At 66.8% G+C, this 17494-nt stretch carries 19 protein-coding genes; 9 read left to right on the plus strand and 10 right to left on the minus strand.

Going from position 1 to position 17494, the window contains the following annotated elements; genetic code table 11:
• Positions 1-158 precede the first annotated feature (158 nt).
• Entirely contained in the window at positions 159-512 is a 354-nt protein-coding gene (locus ABZW16_RS38150; protein WP_354961019.1) for a DUF3099 domain-containing protein, read from the minus strand.
• 181 nt (positions 513-693) lie between these two features.
• On the opposite strand from ABZW16_RS38150, the gene ABZW16_RS38155 reads away from it, so the two are divergent.
• Positions 694-927 carry a DUF3039 domain-containing protein gene (locus ABZW16_RS38155; protein WP_354961005.1) on the plus strand — a complete coding sequence of 78 codons (234 nt, stop codon included), beginning with the start codon at positions 694-696 and terminating at the stop codon, positions 925-927.
• Here the strand turns inward: ABZW16_RS38155 and ABZW16_RS38160 are convergent.
• Positions 903-2021: a YihY/virulence factor BrkB family protein gene (locus tag ABZW16_RS38160; protein WP_354961020.1), complete on the minus strand. Its 1119-nt coding sequence runs from the start codon at positions 2019-2021 to the stop codon at positions 903-905. The two genes, ABZW16_RS38155 and ABZW16_RS38160, sit on opposite strands and share 25 nt — an antisense overlap.
• Before the next feature lie 406 nt (positions 2022-2427).
• Here ABZW16_RS38160 and ABZW16_RS38165 point away from each other — a divergent pair, with 406 nt between their 5' ends.
• Positions 2428-4083 (plus strand): DEAD/DEAH box helicase, encoded by a 1656-nt coding sequence (locus ABZW16_RS38165; RefSeq protein ID WP_354961021.1) that lies wholly within the window; start codon positions 2428-2430, stop codon positions 4081-4083.
• Positions 4084-4089: 6 nt separating this feature from the next.
• Here the strand turns inward: ABZW16_RS38165 and ABZW16_RS38170 are convergent, their stop codons facing one another.
• Complete coding sequence (locus ABZW16_RS38170; RefSeq protein ID WP_354961006.1) at positions 4090-4698, minus strand: TetR/AcrR family transcriptional regulator; 609 nt, start codon at positions 4696-4698, stop codon at positions 4090-4092.
• A 107-nt stretch (positions 4699-4805) separates the two neighbouring features.
• On the opposite strand from ABZW16_RS38170, the gene ABZW16_RS38175 reads away from it, so the two are divergent.
• The gene (locus tag ABZW16_RS38175; RefSeq protein WP_354961007.1) at positions 4806-5546 is read left to right on the plus strand and encodes an SDR family oxidoreductase; all 741 of its coding nucleotides are present in this window, start codon (positions 4806-4808) and stop codon (positions 5544-5546) included.
• Positions 5547-5588: 42 nt separating this feature from the next.
• On the opposite strand, the gene ABZW16_RS38180 is transcribed toward ABZW16_RS38175, so the two are convergent.
• Positions 5589-6404 (minus strand): helix-turn-helix transcriptional regulator, encoded by an 816-nt coding sequence (locus tag ABZW16_RS38180; RefSeq protein ID WP_354961008.1) that lies wholly within the window; start codon positions 6402-6404, stop codon positions 5589-5591.
• A 55-nt stretch (positions 6405-6459) separates the two neighbouring features.
• Between ABZW16_RS38180 and ABZW16_RS38185 the strand changes: the two genes are divergently transcribed.
• Positions 6460-7044: a class I SAM-dependent methyltransferase gene (locus tag ABZW16_RS38185; protein WP_354961009.1), complete on the plus strand. Its 585-nt coding sequence runs from the start codon at positions 6460-6462 to the stop codon at positions 7042-7044.
• A 51-nt stretch (positions 7045-7095) separates the two neighbouring features.
• On the opposite strand, the gene ABZW16_RS38190 is transcribed toward ABZW16_RS38185, so the two are convergent.
• Together ABZW16_RS38190 and ABZW16_RS38195 are read right to left on the minus strand one after the other, a co-directional pair.
• Positions 7096-7665 carry a hypothetical protein gene (locus ABZW16_RS38190; RefSeq protein WP_354961010.1) on the minus strand — a complete coding sequence of 190 codons (570 nt, stop codon included), beginning with the start codon at positions 7663-7665 and terminating at the stop codon, positions 7096-7098.
• Entirely contained in the window at positions 7665-9542 is a 1878-nt protein-coding gene (locus tag ABZW16_RS38195) for a DEAD/DEAH box helicase (protein WP_354961011.1), read from the minus strand. The genes ABZW16_RS38190 and ABZW16_RS38195 overlap by 1 nt, the downstream gene beginning before the upstream one ends.
• Before the next feature lie 149 nt (positions 9543-9691).
• On the opposite strand from ABZW16_RS38195, the gene ABZW16_RS38200 reads away from it, so the two are divergent.
• On the plus strand, positions 9692-10408 hold the full coding sequence (locus ABZW16_RS38200) for a TetR/AcrR family transcriptional regulator (protein ID WP_354961022.1): 717 nt from the start codon (positions 9692-9694) through the stop codon (positions 10406-10408).
• Positions 10409-10515: 107 nt separating this feature from the next.
• On the opposite strand, the gene ABZW16_RS38205 is transcribed toward ABZW16_RS38200, so the two are convergent.
• Positions 10516-10710, minus strand: a complete 195-nt coding sequence (locus ABZW16_RS38205; RefSeq protein WP_029903635.1) for a hypothetical protein — start codon at positions 10708-10710, stop codon at positions 10516-10518.
• A 272-nt stretch (positions 10711-10982) separates the two neighbouring features.
• Between ABZW16_RS38205 and ABZW16_RS38210 the strand changes: the two genes are divergently transcribed.
• A complete protein-coding gene (locus ABZW16_RS38210; RefSeq protein ID WP_354961012.1) occupies positions 10983-11357 on the plus strand; it encodes a DUF952 domain-containing protein in 375 nt (124 codons plus the stop codon).
• 1 nt (position 11358) lies between these two features.
• Here the strand turns inward: ABZW16_RS38210 and ABZW16_RS38215 are convergent, their stop codons facing one another.
• Together ABZW16_RS38215 and ABZW16_RS38220 are read right to left on the minus strand one after the other, a co-directional pair.
• The gene (locus ABZW16_RS38215; protein WP_354961013.1) at positions 11359-12060 is read right to left on the minus strand and encodes a response regulator transcription factor; all 702 of its coding nucleotides are present in this window, start codon (positions 12058-12060) and stop codon (positions 11359-11361) included.
• Positions 12057-13274, minus strand: coding sequence for a histidine kinase (locus tag ABZW16_RS38220; protein ID WP_354961014.1), 1218 nt, complete (start codon positions 13272-13274; stop codon positions 12057-12059). The genes ABZW16_RS38215 and ABZW16_RS38220 overlap by 4 nt, the downstream gene beginning before the upstream one ends.
• 369 nt (positions 13275-13643) lie before the next feature.
• On the opposite strand from ABZW16_RS38220, the gene ABZW16_RS38225 reads away from it, so the two are divergent.
• Positions 13644-14126 carry a cation:proton antiporter regulatory subunit gene (locus ABZW16_RS38225; protein WP_354961015.1) on the plus strand — a complete coding sequence of 161 codons (483 nt, stop codon included), beginning with the start codon at positions 13644-13646 and terminating at the stop codon, positions 14124-14126.
• Positions 14127-14130: 4 nt separating this feature from the next.
• A complete protein-coding gene (locus ABZW16_RS38230; protein ID WP_354961016.1) occupies positions 14131-15315 on the plus strand; it encodes a cation:proton antiporter in 1185 nt (394 codons plus the stop codon).
• Here the strand turns inward: ABZW16_RS38230 and ABZW16_RS38235 are convergent.
• On the minus strand, positions 15217-16164 hold the full coding sequence (locus ABZW16_RS38235) for a rhomboid-like protein (protein ID WP_354961017.1): 948 nt from the start codon (positions 16162-16164) through the stop codon (positions 15217-15219). The two genes, ABZW16_RS38230 and ABZW16_RS38235, sit on opposite strands and share 99 nt — an antisense overlap.
• 606 nt (positions 16165-16770) lie before the next feature.
• On the opposite strand from ABZW16_RS38235, the gene ABZW16_RS38240 reads away from it, so the two are divergent.
• On the plus strand, positions 16771-17494 hold a 724-nt coding region (locus tag ABZW16_RS38240), incomplete at its 3' end, for an MHYT domain-containing protein (protein WP_354961018.1).

The following is a 17494-nucleotide window of genomic DNA, read 5'->3' on the forward strand; positions in this document are numbered from 1 at the left end:
CGGTCAGCCGGGCACCGGTAGCTTCCTGCGCGCCGACCCCGCCCACGAGATCGAGCAGGCCTTCGAGGACGAGCACGCGGAAGAGCACAAGCAGCACGGCGAGCTGCTTGTGTGCATGAGCGCATGGTGACGCCTGTCCAGCTGGGGGCTGGGGTGGGTTAGGTGTCGATGGCGCGGTGGGGGCGGGATTCGATTGCGGTGCGGGGGTGGTCCCAGCGGCTGGGTTCGTCCTTGCGGCGGGGTGGGCGGTCGTTGGCGATGAGGACCGCGATCCAGGGGAGGGGGATGGAGGCGGTGATGATCAGGATGGACAGCAGGGCGTTGCTGAACATGCTGTAGGCGACCGCGGCGAGGATCAGGCAGGGGATGCGGAAGGCCATGATGATGGTGTAGCGGCGGACCCGTGCGCGATGCTGGTCATCCAGTGACGGCGCCGCCTCGGTGATCAGCAACGGATGCTTCTCGTCATTGCCCGGGAAGTAGCCGGTGGATTTGCGAGGAGGCGTCGGCATCGTCACGTCGTGGCGATCACCGCTGCCGATGTCGTCGGCGTGAGGGGAGTCGCCGTACTGCTGCATACCCTGAGTCTCCCACTGTCGGGTCCGGACCGCACATGGCCTGGTCAGCTGGATGAACGCGCGCGGAGCCGACCGTGCTCGGCCGAGTTCGCGCCGATACGGCATCATGGAATCCGTGAGTACCGACACTCTGGTTCGCCCGGATACGACCACCGACGAGACGACGGGCGACGACACCCCGAAGTTCTTCCACTACGTGAAGAAGAACAAGATCGCTGAAAGCGCCGTCATGGGCAACCATGTGGTCGCCCTCTGCGGTGAGGTCTTCCCGGTGACCCGCTCCCCGAAGCCCGGCTCGCCGGTCTGCCCGGAGTGCAAGAAGGTCTACGACGGCCTGCGCAAGGGCTGAGCCGACTCTGTGCGCGGTGCCGCAGCGCCCGGCGCGTGCAGATGTACCCGGGCGGCATCGGCGTCGATATCGTCTGCCCGTGTGATCGGTCCCTGAGTTCCCGGCGGGCTCGGGGACTTCGCTGTGCCGAGATCGTCAGGGTCGGCGCTGGATGCGTCGTCGGTCTCGGAGTCATCGGATCCGTCGCCGCCCAGCTGGTTGGACAACCATTCCTTCACCTGGTCGATGCGGGTGCTGCGGGCTGGCCAGAATTCCTGGACCGCGGCATTGAATTCAGCGCCGAGGATCACCGCGAAGCCCAGGAAGAACGTGAACAGCAGGAAGGCGATCGGCGTGGCGAGCGCGCCGTAGCTGACGCCGGTCCTGGCGACCCAGGCCAGGTAGCGGCGCAGGCCCTCGCTGGCGGCCATGAAGAACACCCCCGCGACGAGCGCCCCGCCGAACAACCGGTGCCACGGCAGCGATTTGTGCAGCGCCAGCTTGTAGAGCGTGGTGAGCCCGATGATCAGCAAGAGGCCGACACCCGGGTAGTAGAACGAGTCGATCAGTCGCAGCCCCGGTTCGCGCCACGAATCCGGCAGCACCCGTCCGATCAACGTCGGGCCCAGGGCGATCAGCGGCAGCAGGAACACCGCCACCACTAGGAACAGCACATACAGCAGCAGCGCGAAGATGCGCTGCCACACCGGATGCCGGGCGTCCTTCTGCCCGTGTGCCTCGACAATGGAATCCACGAAGGTCGACATGGCCGAGGATCCGGCCCACAGCGACAGTACGAAGCCCACCGAAACATAGGCGGCGCGTCCGCGGCCGAGCACATCGGTGACCGTCGGCTCGATCAGATCGCTGACCACACTGGCGCTGAACAGGTCGCGGCTGAACGCGATGATCTTCTGCTCGACGATCTGCACGGTATCGGGGCCGAACCATTCCCCCACGTAGCCGAGGCTGCCGAGCACCCCGAACAGCAGCGGTGCCAGTGACATCGTCTGCCAGAACGCCGCGGCCGCGGATTTGGTGAAAATCGAATCGTTCCATGCCTTCACCGCCACCCGCACGACGAGTTTGCCGCCCTGTCGCGAGCCGTGCGCCATCCGTGCGGCGGCGCGCCGGGCATATATCGCCGCAGTGGGTTGCACGTCGCCACCGCCGCTGTGGATCGGCTGGTCGCCGGTCCCGGGGGACTCACGAGCTGGGGCACCATCGTCGGACATGATGCCTACAGCATCGCGCATCCGAGCATATTGTTCTGGTTTGCCATCGCATCGCGTCGATGGGCAGGAGATGAACAGGGCGTTGCGCGCCGTTCGGATGTGACGCCCGTCGCCCACGCCGCGTCGGTTTGGCGACACGCCATGGGGGACAGCTAGGGTCGTCTGCGTGACTGTGTCGGGTGGCGCCGCTGTGGCGGGAGAAGCGGAAACACCGGGCGATTCGCAGACATCGCGGGCCGCGGGTTCCACGGGTGGTTCGCTACGGGCCTGGCAGCGCCGGGCACTGATGAAATATCTGGCCACCAAACCGAGGGATTTCCTCGCGGTGGCGACGCCTGGCGCCGGTAAGACCACCTTCGCGCTGCGGGTCGCGGCCGAACTGCTGGCCGACCGCACCGTCGACCAGATCACCGTGGTTGCCCCGACCGAACACCTCAAGCACCAGTGGGCCCAATCCGCGGCCCGCGCGGGCATTCAGCTGGATTCGCGCTTCTCCAACGCGACCGGCGCGACCTCCGGCGACTATCACGGCGTCGTGGTCACCTACGCGCAGATCGCCTCGCATCCCGCACGACACCGGGTGCGCACCGAAAGACGCAGAACGCTGGTGATTCTCGACGAGATCCACCACGCGGGCGACGCCAAGTCCTGGGGCGATGCGACCGCCGAGGCATTCGGCGACGCCACCCGGCGGCTCGCCCTGACCGGAACCCCGTTCCGCAGCGATGACAGTCAGATCCCATTCGTCACCTACGAACCCGACGAAGCGGGTTTCCCGCGCTCGCGCGCCGACCATGCCTACGGCTATGCCGAGGCGCTGGCTGACGGCGTGGTCCGGCCGGTGGTCTTCCTCGCATACTCCGGTGAGGCACACTGGCGCGACAGCGCGGGGGAGGAGTATTCCGCCCGCCTCGGTGAGCCGCTGAGCGCCGAACACACCGCCCGCGCGTGGCGCACCGCACTGGATCCGGCGGGGGACTGGATGTCCAAGGTGCTGGTCGCCGCGGACACCCGGCTGCGCCAGCTGCGCGCGACCGGTATGCCCGATGCCGGTGGTCTGGTGATCGCCACCGATCAGGAGCGGGCCCGCGATTACGCCGAACTGCTGGAACACATCTCGGGCGAGAAGCCTGCCCTGGTGCTGTCGGATGATCCGTCCTCCTCGGATCGGATCGCCGAGTTCAGCAATAACACCCAGCCGTGGATGGTCGCGGTGCGCATGGTGTCCGAGGGCGTCGACGTGCCGCGTCTCGCGGTCGGCGTCTACGCGACCAGCGCCTCGACACCGCTGTATTTCGCGCAGGCCATCGGCCGGTTCGTGCGTGCGCGCAAACCCGGCGAGACCGCGAGCGTCTTCCTGCCGTCGGTGCCGGTGCTGCTCGATCTGGCCGCGCAGCTGGAACTGCAGCGCGATCACGTCATCGGCAAACCGCATCGGGAGAAGAACGGCCTCGAAGACGAACTGCTCATCGAGGCCAATAAGCAGCAGGACGAGCCGGGTGAGGACGAGCGGCCCTTCGTCGCGCTGGCCGCCGACGCCGAGCTCGACCAGGTCATCTACGACGGATCCTCGTTCGGCACGGCGACTTTCGCCGGTAGTGCCGAGGAGGCCGATTACCTCGGCATTCCCGGGCTGCTCGATGCGGACCAGATGCGGGCCCTGCTGCGGGAACGGCAGTCGCGGCAGTTGGCCGAACGCGGTTCCGCCGCACCCGATCCGGGCCCGCAGGTCGCCTCGGCGGCCGAGCGCGTCGCGACCGCCGATAAGCTCGGTGAGCTGCGGCGTGAGCTCAATAGCCTGGTCGCCATGCACCACCATCGCACCGGGAAGCCGCACGGCGTCATCCATGGTGAGCTGCGACGGGAATGTGGCGGTCCGCCAACGGCATTGGCGACCGCCGATCAGCTCGGTGAGCGCATCGCGGCATTGCGCCGCAAGTAGCTTCGGTCAGCGGGTCGCAGCGGAGCCCGGCCATGCGGCCATGGCGCAGTCGATGGACTGGGTGAGTTCGGCGTGGGAAGCACCGTCGCGCGCGCGGATCGACAGGCCGTACAGGACCGTGGTGTAGAAACTGGCCAGCGCGGCGGTATCGGTGTCCGCGGGCAGATCACCTTCCGCGATGCCGCGATCCAGACGGTCGCGGATATCCTCGGTCGTCTCGCGCCGCTTTTCGATCAGGAAGTCGCGGATACTTTCGCTGCGGGTGGTGTAGGTGGAGCCCGCGAGCACGACCATACAGCCGTGGGGTTTATCCGCGACGGTGTAGGCGATCGCGTTGTCGCGCAACATCGCTTCGATGCTCGCACGTGCCGTGGGTTCCTCCCGCAGGGCGCGGGCGGTGTAGCCGCCTTCGGTCCGGCTGTAGAGGCCGACCGCCGTACGGAACAGTTCTTCCTTGCCGCCGAAGGCCGCGTACAGACTCGGTGAGTTGATGCCCATTGCCGCGGTGAGATCGCTCATCGATGAGCCCTCGTAGCCGTGCTCCCAGAACACCTCCATGGCGCGGCGCAGCGCGACCTCGCGGTCGAAAGCGCGGGGGCGTCCTCGTTCGGCCATGGCCCGATCCTTTCTGTGTCGATCGTTAAATATACCCCTTGACGCGGCCCGGGCCCGTGCGTTTAGCTATTTATGTACTGATCGACACAGAATTTGGAGGAGTCGCTATGTCGGATCTGACGGGCAAGGTGGCGCTGGTGACCGGTGGCAGTCGGGGTATCGGAGCGGCCATCGCCCGGCACCTGGCCGATGCGGGCGCGGATGTGGCGCTGACCTACCAGAACAATGAGCTACAGGCGAAATCGGTTGCCGCCGAGTTGGAATCGTTGGGGCGGCGGGCGGTCGCGATTCAGGCCGACAGCGCCGACGCGGGTGCCGTCGTCGCGGCCGTACACCGGGTCGCGGCCGAATTGGGCAGGCTCGATGTGCTGGTCAATAACGCGGGCGTCTTCCCGGCCAAACCGTTCGAGGAGTTCACCGTCGAGGAGATCGATCGCGCGCTCAATATCCATGCGCGTGCGGCGTTCGTCGGGGCGCAGGCGGCGGTCACGTATATGACCGAGGGCGGGCGGATCATCAGCATCGGCAGCAACCTGTCCGAGCGCGCCGCCTTCAGCGGACTCACGCTGTACAACCTCAGCAAGTCCGCGCTCAATGGCTTCACGAAAGCGCTTGCGCGCGAACTGGGGCCGCGAAACATCACGGTGAATCTGGTACAGCCCGGCTCAACCGACACCGATATGAATCCGGCCGACGGCGACCACGCCCCGCAGCAAATCGGTCTCACCGCCCTCGGCCGCTTCGGCACCGCCGATGATATCGCCGCCACCGTTGCCTTCCTCGCCGGAACCTCCGGGCGCGGCATTACGGGCTCGATCTTCACCGTCGACGGTGGCACCAACGCCTGATCGCCGGGTCCGCCGAATCTCCACCGGAGGACGGGGACTCGGTTACCTGGCGAAGTAGCGGCCTGGGGATACGCCAACGGCGCGACGGAAGGCCGCGACGTACGCGCTCGGGGTGGCATAGCCCACGCGTCGGGCGATCCGGGCGATCGGCAAGCCCTCGGCGAGCAGGGGAAGTGATGCCGCGAGGCGGATCTGAGTTCGCCACTGGCCGAAGCTGATTCCGGCCTCGGCGACGAACAGCCGGGCCAAGGTGCGGGGACTGGTGGCGACGGCGGTGGCGAACTCGCCGAGCGTGCGATCATCGGCGGGATTGCGAGTCAGCGCATCGGCGACCTGTGCGGCTCGGGTATCCACGGGTCGGCGCGCGCCGATGGGAATCACGTCGACCGGCTCGAGCAGATCGAAGACCACCGCCTCCGCGCGTTCGCGTCGCGCGGCGACGGTTTCGGGCTCGGTGAGATGGTCGAACAGTTCGTGGAGCAGGGGGGATATGCGGAGCATGGTCGGGGCGGCCAATGCGACCGGGCACCGATCCGGTGCCACGAAGATGCCGCGCATGGTGGCGCCCGCCGTGGTGCCGGTTCGGTGCCTCGTGCCGCCGGGGATCCACAGTGCCCGCGTCGGTGGCAGCACCCAGTAGCCGTCGCCGATTTCGACGGCGATGACACCCCGTGCCGCCCAGGCGATTTGATGCTGCGGATGTTCATGGGTGTCGAACCAATAGCCCGCTGGCAGCACGCCGGCACCCAGCACCATGGCGGTATTGCCGATCGCGGCCGGGAGTACCAGGGATCCGCTGTGCTTCCGACGGGGCGGCCGGGGTTGGCCCGGTACCAGGGATTGGCCGTTCGGCGACACAGCTTGTCACCGTAGCCTGTCGTGGTCGGCGCCGTCCGCTCCTAGCGTGAATCGTATGGCGATGAACTACTTCCACAGGCTCCTGTGCCGATCGGCGCTCTGGGAGCGCACGAGTGCGACGAAGATTGTCCCGTGGGCGCTGTCCGGCCTCGACCTCGGCGCCTCCGCACTCGAGATCGGCCCCGGTTACGGTGCGAACGTGCGCGCCTTGCGCGAGCGCACGACCACGCTGACCGGCGTCGAAATCGATCCGGTACTCGCCAGCCGACTGCGTACCCGGCACGGCAGCACGCTGACCGTCATCGAGGGCGACGGCGCAGATATGCCCTTGCCGCCGAGGCAATTCGATTCGGTCGTGTGCTTCACAATGCTGCACCACGTTCCGACCGTCGATGAACAAGACGCCCTCTTCGCCGAAGCCTTGCGCGTCCTGCGCCCCGGCGGGGTATTCGCTGGCAGCGACGGCCTCGATGGTCCGGTATTCCGCCTGATGCATCTCGGCGACACCTGTCTGCCGATACCGCCGGACCGCGCCGCCGACCGCCTTACGGGCGTCGGGTTCACCGACGTCGAGATCGAGACCGGCACAACCAGTTTCCGCTTCCGAGCCCGCCGCCCCGAAGGACACAGGGCGACGTGAATCCTCGCCAGCGCACCGCCATCGAGAAGGTCGACAGAGGGCGCGGCTGGTCTACCGCACCGAGGCGGTGTGTAAAGGAGCCCCGAAGTAGTCCGCGGGGTCGAGGGCGTTGAGCGGGGTCCACCGGGGTGATTCGACCGGCGCTGCCGGATCTTCCTGTGCCGCTTGGAAATAGCCCTGCAGGTCCAGGGCCAGACGTGGGTCCTCGTCGACGCGGCGGGCCAGGTCGTAGTACACGGCGAGGACGTGCACGCAGCGGGCCGAGCGGGCCGAGCAGGAGCAGTCCGTCCCGGCCAGCACGGGGGCGGGGCTGGTATCGGCGGCGACCAGGGCGCGGTGCATATCGTCGGTGAGTGCCGTTGTGTCCGGGATGATTTCGGCGATTGCGGTAATGGCCGGGCGGGGCAGTGGTGCGACTTCGAGATGGGTTACCGAGGCTTGGCCGCCGCGGTGGATGGTGGCGCGGATGACGCGCCCGTCGATGGTGGTCTGCACGCCATTGTTGCGGGCGATGCTGCGGGCCCGGGGCAGCAGCGGATCGGGACGGGTCTGGCCCAGGGTTTCGGCAAGGCGGACCCAGTCCATCCCCCAGGCGGTGTAGCCGAATTCATTGTCCGCCATCAGTTCTCCCTCTTGCGTCGCAGGATCTCGATGAGCTGATCGTCGTCGAGGCGGGCCAGCGCGGCGATGCCCGCCGAATCGCCGAGGTCCGCGAGTGCGGATTTGCGCTCGTGCATGCCCGCGATGTGCTCCTCGACGGTGGTACCCGAGGTGAGGGTGGTGATGGTGACGGTGCGGGTCTGGCCGATGCGGTGCACCCGGTCCGATGCCTGGGCCTCGACGGCCGGATTCCACCAACGGTCGTAATGGATGACATCGGCGGCGCGGGTCAGCGTCAGTCCGGTGCCCGCCGCGCGCAGACTCAGAATCAGGACCGGCGGACCATCCTCGGCCTGGAAGCCGGTGACGATCTCCGCGCGCTCGGCTTGATCGAGGCCACCGTGGAAGAACGGAGCACGCACACCGAACTGCTCGTCGAGATGGCGGACCAGCAGGTCGCCGGTGGCGCGGTACTGGGTGAATATCAGTGTCGGGTTACCGGTTTCGAGGTTATTGGCCACGATATCGGTGCACAGGTCCAGCTTTCCGGACCGGCCGGCCAATTCGCCGAGCTCACCGGTGATCAGGCCCGGATGGTTGCAGACCTGCTTGAGTGCGGTCAGTGCCGCGAGTACCCGGCTCTGCCGTTGGGCGCCGTGCCCGAAGCCGTCGTCGATGGCCTTGTCGAGCAGTTGGTCATAGAGCCCTTCCTGTTCGGCGGTGAGGTCGCACAGCAGATCGCTGTGCATCTTCGCGGGCAGTGACGCGGCGACCTGAGCCTTCTTGCGCGCCAACAACACCGGCTCCAGGGTGTCGCGCAACCGGGCCGCCGCGGCGGTCGAACCCTCGTGGATCGGCCGGACGAACCGCCGCCGGAACTGGGTGCGGTGCCCGAACAGCCGCGGCGTCACCAGATTCAGCAGCGCCCACAGCTCCTCGAGGTGGTTCTCCACCGGCGTACCGGTCAGCGCGACGGTGGCCTGGGCCGAAAGCGCCCGCGCGGCCTTGGATATCTGCGTGCGCGGATTCTTGAGCGCCTGCGCCTCATCGAAAACCGCTGTCGCCCACCGCTGGTCGGCCAGCACACCGCCGTGCAGTCGCAACATCGGATATCCGGTCACCACAACCGCGCCAGCCTCGTCGGAGACCTCGCCCCCGCGCCACACCACCGGTCGCAGCCCCGGCGCGAACCGCGTGATCTCATGCGCCCAGTTCCCGACCAGCGATGTCGGACAAACTACGAGCTGCGGACCGGACCCACCCCGCCCGAGCAGAAACCCAATGGTCTGCACCGTCTTCCCGAGCCCCATCTCATCGGCCAGTACCGCACCGCCGTGGGCCGTGACGGTCTCGTGCAGCCACCCCACCCCACGTGCCTGATACGGGCGCAACTGCGCCTTCAACCCCTCCTGCAATTCCATCTGGACACAGCGCGTTTCGCGCAGTACGCGCACCGCGCGCTCGGCGGACACGATCGACGTCCCAATCGCATCCGGCACCGCATGCGCGGCCGTGGGCAGCAGCACTGGCCTGCCCGGCTGCCCCTGCTCGGTCTCGTCGGCGTCCCGCCCACCTGATGGCCGAGATACGTTGCGTGCCCGGGCTCGCGTTGTTCGGTTCTGTCCAGAGTGGTCCGCTATCGACGGTGACGAGTCGATCGATTGTGCATCGTCCGGATCGCCCTCAGTCTGAAGCACCGCGTGCCAAGCGAGTAAGGACGGACCCGCGTCGGCGAGGTCCAGCTGCATCAGATCGTCCGGATCGACCAGTGCGCAGTCGACCTCGGCTACTTCGATCGCGCCATGTGGTCCCGTCGGCACCGCGAGCGCGAGGGTTTCGTGATCGCCCTCGGGCGCGCGGCCCGGTCCGGATCCGGTCCAAGTCCACAGCGCGAACATGTGGCGGTCAGGGAGATATGTGGCCTGTGTGCTTGGCAGAGCGGACCCCTAGATCGTCGTATGGCGTACGGAGTATCGTAACAACGTACACCGTACCGGGTTAATTCCGAGAGGGTCACGTGACCGATCCCGACCAGGCGAAACAGCTGATGAGTCTGCTGTGGCGGCATACCGTGCCGCCGCGATCCGGCGGGCGCGGGCCGAAGCAGACGGTGAGCGTCGATGCGGTGATCGGTGCCGCCATTGCTCTCGCCGATCGGGACGGGTACGACAAGGTGTCGATTCGCGCCGTCGCCGCCGAACTGGGTCTGCGCCCGATGAGTCTCTACACCTATGTGCCGAGCAAGGAGGCGCTGATCGTCCTGATGGTCGACACGGTCGCCCATGAGGACGCGCCGATCCCGAACGACCTGCCGGTCCGCGATCGCATGGCCGCGATCGCCGAACAGGTGCGTGCGGAGTTGATCGCCCATCCGTGGCTGCTCGAGGTGCCGCCGTGGCGGCTGGTGCTCGGCCCGGGACGGATGCGTCGCTATGAACGGCAGTTGGCCGCGATCGAGGGGATCGGGTTATCGGATCTGGCGATGGACCGCGTGATCGCGGTGCTCTCGGAATTCGCGACCGGCAATGCGCGGATGGCGATCGCCGGAATCCGCAGTACCGCGGAGCTGACCGACGCGCAGTGGTGGGAGCAGCACGGTCCACTGCTCACCGAGGTCATGTCGGTGGCGGAGTTCCCGATCGCATCGCGGGTCGGTGCGGCGGTAGGCGAATGCTATCAAGCGCCGTCAGATCCGGAGGGTGCATTCGCCTTCGGACTCGCGAAGCTGCTGGACGGCATCCTCGCCGATCCCGCAGCGGCGTGAGCGCTTTCGATAAACGCCGACAGCGGGCGACTTGTAGGTCGCCCGCTGTCGGTTCTATCAGCGATGTTCTGTTGTGCGATGTTGTTGTGTCGGGACGCGAGGACTGGTCAGAGGGCGGGAGCCGATTCCGTGTCGATCACGGCTTCGAGCTCACGCAAGCGATCCATGTGTTCATTCGCGTGGTGCTGGCAGAAGAGCAACTCGCCACCTGCGGGCAGTACGGCACGAACTCGTGCGGCAGCTCCGCAGCGGTCGCAACGATCGACCGCGGTCAGTGGGGTGCTTGTCAGGGTTCCTGGCATGACTCCTCCGTCCTGGCTCCCGGCACTACAGTCCGTTCACCTGGTGTGGGGCCCGTGGTCACTCCGCGGGCTCGCTACCGCTACTTCCCAGCAGTGGTATGACTACTCTGTCAGACGTTCGGGACGGGGGCTTTGTTCCCGGAAGTGATTCTGTGTGTTTTCGATAACACAACCTGGGATTTCGCTACTGGCGAACATCACTGGTCACACATCGAAGGTCCACTCGACCACGATCACGAACACCTATCCAGTTGTCTACCGGGAGATTACCCGTGATCTACGACACTCACACTCTCGTTCACATTTGCACTCTCGCCGACTGGCTGACCGCGCGGCAAACCGGCGAGTATCGCCCGGAGTCGTTCGCGGAGCTCGGTTTCATCCATCTGTCCACGCCACAGCAGGTGCACCTGCCGGCCAACCGCCTGTTCGAGGGGCGGCGCGACATGGTGCTGTTGCGCATCGATCCGGCCCGCGTAGGCGCGCCGGTGAAGTGGGAACCGGGCGTGCCGACCGACCCCGAATCGATGTTGTTCCCGCACCTGTACGGTCCGCTGCCGGTCGGCGCGGTCACCGCCGTGATCGAGTATCAGCCGGGTCCGGACGGCACCTTCGCCGCACTGGACCCGAACTTCCCCGAGTCGTGAACTACCGGTCCCTGGCCTCGCGCGCCACGATGGCGGCCTGAACCCGCGACCGCACACCGAGTTTGGTGAGCACCCGCGACACATGCGTCTTGACCGTTGTCTCGCCGATGAACAACCGCGCCGCGATCTGCGCATTGGACAGGCCTTCGCCGAGGCAGTCGAGCACCTCGCGTTCGCGCTCGGTGAGTTCGTCCAGGCCGCTCGGTGCTGGCTCGCTCGGCTGGGCGCCGTTCGAGGCGAACGCGTTGATCACCGCGGCGGTCACCTCCGGCGCGAGTACGCCATCGCCAGCGGCCACCGCGCGCACCGCATCGACAAGTGCTTGTCCGGATGCGGATTTCAGCACGAATCCCGACGCACCCGCGCGCAGTGTGCGGAAGACGTACTCGTCCAGATCGAAGGTGGTCAGGATGAGCACCCTGGCCAGGCCGTCGGCGGTGATGCGGCCGGTGGCGGTGATGCCGTCGACGCCGGGCATGCGGACATCCATCAGCACCACATCCGGACGCAGCGCTTTGGCCTGTGCCACCGCAATATCGCCGTCGGCGGCCTCACCGACCACCTCGATGCCCTCGGCGGTTTCCAGGATGATGCGCAGGCCAGCCCGGATCGCGCCGTGATCGTCGGCGAGCAGCACGCGGATGGGCGCACCCGTCATCCGGCCACCATCGCTCATCGAATCGCTGTGCGATGCCGCCGTCATGACGCCTCCATCGCCGAGATCGGCAGCCGTGCAAGCACTTCCCAGCCGCCCGTGGCCGGTCCCGCGGTGAAGGTGCCGCCGAGGGCGGCGGCCCGCTCGCGCATATTCATCAGTCCGCGATGGCCCATATCGTGCTCATCCGACCGATTGCGCACCGGTACGGTGGGATTGCGTACCGCGACTGCCAATGCCGTTCCCTGCACGCGCACGTCGATGTCGACCTCCTGTCCCGGGGCATGTTTCATGGCGTTGGTGAGTGCTTCCTGGACGATTCGATAGGCGGCTTGGTCGACCGCGCTCGGCAGCGGTTTCCCGTTCAGCGAATCCCGTACGCGCACGGTGATTCCGGCCGCGCGGGCGGCGTCGACCAGGATGGGCAGCTGGGCCAGTTTGCGCGGTGCCGCCACGTCGTCCTCGCCGCCGTCGTCGCGGCGCAGCAGACCGATCATGGTGCGCATCTCCTGCAGTGCGCTGACACTATTGGACCGGATCGAGGAGATGATCCCGACGATGGCGGGATCGTCGATTCGGCCGTCCGGCACCGGCTGTCGGGCCAGCACACCCAATGCCGCCTCGGACTGGATCGCGATGGCGGACAAATGCCCCGCGATCACATCGTGCAGATCCCGCGCCATCGTCTTGCGTTCATCGGCGATGGCGGCGCGCCGATCCAGTTCGGCGACCAATGTCATTGCTTGTGCGCGTTTACGTTCGGCCTCCGCGATCTCCTTGTGCCCGCGCACCGACAACGCCCACCACAGCGGCGTCGCGACGAATGCGAATAGGGCCGCGATGGTGATCACCGCGATTCGCCAGTCGCCGAGTATCAGGGCCAGTACGGTCAGCGCGGCCGAGAGCACACCGCACACCGCGACCACGAAGCGCGAGCGCGCGGGTGCGGCATACAGCACAGCCGCGTAGATCAGATCCGAATAGATGAGCCAGATCGGCACCGTCGGGCCGAGTGCGAAATCGATCGCGAAGGGGACCAGCCCGATAGCGAGCGCCAGCACCGGCGTGCGACGCCGCAGGAAGCTCGCCACGCAGACCAGCGCGAGCACCCCGAATCGCGCCAGCAGCGGCGGATGGCGGCTGAGGTCACTGGCCATCTCGAACAGGCCGGTCAGATAGAGCCCAGCACCGAGCGTGAACGCGAAGGCGGCGACCAGCGCGTCTTGCGCGGTCGCCGACAAGGCCTCCCACTGCCGCCGCATCGACCCATCACAGCACACACCGCGGTATCTGCGGGTCAGCCGAAGGAAGGAGACGCGGTCGATCCGATGACCGACATGATCACCACCCGCCCCGGGCGCGGCTGAGTGATCTGTCCGCAGCGTCATCGGTGGGACTGCTGGCGGGTTACTGCATGGTCATGGTCGCGCCCGCACTCGCGCTGATCGCTGCGCGGGCGATATGGCACGCCAGGATCGAACCGCTGCTGCAGCGCGTCGATGGCTTCCTGTCCGGGCATGCCGATAGTGCGACGAGGCTGGGCGATGGCAAGCGCGGGCATTGTGCTGGCTCGCGGCGCGATCGCGGGACTAGTGGGCGGTTAGTCGTTTTTGCCGGTTAGGGTGGAGGATGTGAACGTCGATGTCACCGCCCTACCCGGGATCGGGGTACGCAAAGACTTTCAGCTGCGGTCGGGCCGCCGGATCGGCGTTGTCGATCACCGCGACGGCAGCATTGATCTGATCGTCTCCAAACCCGATGACCCGGACTCCTGCGCCGCCCAGGTACCGCTGACCCCCGACGAGGCGTCGGTGCTCGCGAACCTGCTCGGCTCGCCGCAGTTGGTCGCGAAGCTACGCGAGGACCACCGCGACCTACCCGGGATCACCACCCGCCAACTACCCATCGGCGCGGATTCGCCGTATGAGGGCCGCACCCTCGGTGAGACCGGAATGCGCACGCGCACAAAGGCTTCCATTGTCGCCGTGATGCGCGCGGGGCAGCTGCACCCCTCGCCGGGGCCGGACTTCACCTTTACTGCCGATGACATACTCGTGGTCGTCGGGACACCCGACGGTCTGGACGCGGCCGCGAAGATCTTGACGCACGGGTGAGAGCGTGAACGAAACCGCGCTCGCCCTCATCGAGCTCGGGGCGGTGTTATTCGCCCTTGGCATGCTCGGGAGAGTGGCGGCCCGCTTCGGCATGTCCCCGATTCCGCTATACCTGCTCGGCGGGCTGGCCTTCGGCCAGGGCGGATTGGTGGAACTCGGCGCCGCGAACGAATTCGGCCATATCGCAGGCGAAATCGGCGTAGTGCTGCTGTTGTTGCTGCTCGGACTGGAATACACGGCGGCCGAACTGGTGACCGGACTGCGCCGCTCATGGGCCGCGGGTCTGGTCGATATCGTCGCCAACGCGACGCCCGGCGCGGTGGTCGCACTGATACTCGGCTGGGGGATGACCGGAGCGATCACGCTGGCCGGAGTCACCTACATCTCGTCCTCGGGCATCGTCGCCAAGGTGCTCAATGATCTCGGGCGCCTCGGCAACCGGGAAACACCAGTGATCCTGTCGATTCTGGTCTTCGAGGATCTGGCGATGGCGATGTATCTGCCGATCCTCACCGCGATCCTGGCGGGCACGAGTTTCCTGAGCGGACTGACCGTACTCGGACTCGCCTTGGCCACTGTCACCGTCGTGCTCGTGGTGGCATTGCGCTACGGCCGCTACGTCTCGGCAATCGTGGACAGTGCCGACCGCGAGGTCTTCCTGTTGAAGCTGCTCGGTGCCGCGCTGCTGGTCGCCGGGCTGGCCTCGGCGCTGAACGTCTCGGCGGCGGTGGGCGCGTTCCTGCTCGGCATCGCGATCTCCGGTTCGACCGCACACGAGGCGACGAAACTGCTGGAACCGATCCGGGATCTGTTCGCCGCCATCTTCTTCGTGGCCTTCGGACTCAGCACCGACCCGAGTGTGATTCCGCCGGTGCTCGGCTGGGCCATCCTGCTCGCGGTGGTCACCATGGTGACCAAGGTGGCGACCGGCTGGTGGGCGGCGAGTCGACAGGGCATTCGCCGGATGGGCCGGGCGCGAGCGGGTGCCGCACTGGTCGCGCGCGGTGAATTCTCCATCGTCATTGCGGGTTTGGCGGTAGGGATGGGCGCGGTCGCCGGTGAGCTCGCCGGACTCGCCTCGGCCTATGTGCTACTGATGGCGGTGCTCGGCCCGATCGCGGCCCGCGTTGTCGAACCGGTCATCGGCCTGGTGCAGCGCCGCCTCAGCCCGGCCGCTAGCACTGGATAGGGGCTGGGCCGCAACGGACGTTGCCTCGGCGCCGGTCATATCGTCGGCCGACGTCGGAAGCGGATGCGTCGCGGTTGCCGGCCCCTGTTTCGCCGCGGCGGAACTGGCGTCGCGTGCGGCGCGCATGCGTTCGACGCGACGCCAGAAGGTCGAGGCAACAAGTCCGACGGCCAAACCGATCAGGGCCGCGCACATATGTCCGTAGTCGGTGAAGGTCGGACCGATCAATAGCGCCGAGCCGAGGACGATGATGATGACCGCCGCCCATACCACGCGGACCGCACCGCGGAAGTGGAAGGCCATGGCGGCCAAAACTGCCGTGAACCCGTAACTGGTGCCGACATCCGCGGCGTACTGCACGCGCACCGGGATGATGTGGCGGTCGATGGCGTGGTCGATCGCGGTGACGGTGAGCAGCGTCGCGCCGATGTGCCCGGTGGCGAACAGCAGAATCCAGCGACTGGTGCCGAGCCAGCGTTCGGCGAAGCCCATGACCACCAAAATCTCCGCGATGGTGATCCAGGGAAACTGGCCCTGGGTCCAGAACGCCGAGGCCACCAGCACCTGAATCGGATTGTGCTGCATGTTGTAGAGGTTGGTCGAGGCCGAGAAGATCAGCCTGCGCTCCACCGAATCGCCGACTCCGCGCAGCGTCCACCAGGTGACGAACAAGGTGAACGCATACGCGGTGCTGGCCGGCGCGCCCGCTAGGTGCTGGCGCAGCTCGGGGAGTAGTCGGCGCGCCAGCCCGGGGCGACGCACCCACGACCAGACCGCGCGGAGTTCATCGCGCAGGTCGACGGTTCGCGTCCATGGCGAGTGGATCCGGTGCAAAGTGGGGGCAACCACAATGCTCAAGTCTGCCGGGCGCGGGGCCGTCATGTCCGCCGACCCGCCAAGTCTGTGTTCTGACTCACCTGACCTGGTCGGTCGGACCCGGTGTTGATGCACCCCCGGGCGTCAGAGGCGCCAAAGAATTGGTCGTCCGACCAAATGGTTGGTGGATAGCCGCGCGCAGCAAATACGACGATTCGTCGGTCGGAAACTCGGCGGGGGTCGAGTCCGATTGGCGAGTGCGTCCCATCGCGCTCGGTGGCGCTGAGCCGCAACGGGACTCGGGACGCGTACCCGAAATCGCGGTACCGATCTTGTGAAAGTGCGAACGCCGGCTGTCGAATATCGGATCCGCGAGATCCATTGTGCCCCAGCGAAATCGGTGCTGATCGATTGCCAGGTGGTGTGGTCGGCAGGATCCGGCGGTATGGGACCGGTTGGTATGTACGGGTGACGAGCAGTTGTCATCGGATCGGCCGCGCGATCCCGCTGGTTGGATTCATCCCACGACAAATTTAGCGGACGGTAGTACTGTAAATCGCCTACCTGCTAGTTCTGCACAAGTGGGCGGGTTCGCGCTGTCGCGGTGACGGCCGAAGTCCGTCCATCGAGGGAGGTCGCGTGCTGCAAATCGACCACTTCAGCCATGGGTGGCTAACGCCCGTGATCGCCTATCTGATGTCATTCACCGGATCATTGCTGGGGCTGCGCTGTGTGGTGCGCGCGCGAGCCGGCAACGGCCACGCCGGATGGCTTGTTGCCGCGGCCGTTGCGATCGGCGGCACCGGTATCTGGGTCATGCATTTCATTGCCATGCTGGGCTTTTCGATCCACGGCGCCTCGATCCGCTACGACGTGCCGATCACCCTGCTCAGCGCGGTCATCGCGATCGTGGTGGTGTGGATCGGGCTATGGGTCGCGCAGCGGCCGGGATTGGAGCCGCTGGCCCTCTACATCGGTGGTGCGATCACCGGTATCGGCGTCGGCGCCATGCACTACTCCGGCATGTATGCGATGAAATCGGATGCGGTGATCGAATACGACGGGCGGATCGTGAGCCTATCGATGGTGATCGCGGTGATCGCCGCGACTGCGGCGCTATGGTTCGCGCTGCATGTGCGCGGCACCATCGCCACCATCGGCGCGGCACTGGTGATGGGTGTCGCGGTCTGCGGCATGCACTACACGGGCATGTTCGCGATGCATGTCCAGAACGGCCAGCACCTGCATCCACCCGCCGGTGCTGGCGCGGCCCAGCTGCTGACTCCGCTGACGGTCGGCGTCGGCATGGTGACCATGATGCTGCTGTTGCACATCGGCATCACCGATGTGGACGATCCGGCCT

It is taken from the genome of Nocardia sp. NPDC004604, from assembly GCF_040609795.1.
Classification (GTDB): Bacteria; Actinomycetota; Actinomycetes; order Mycobacteriales; family Mycobacteriaceae; genus Nocardia.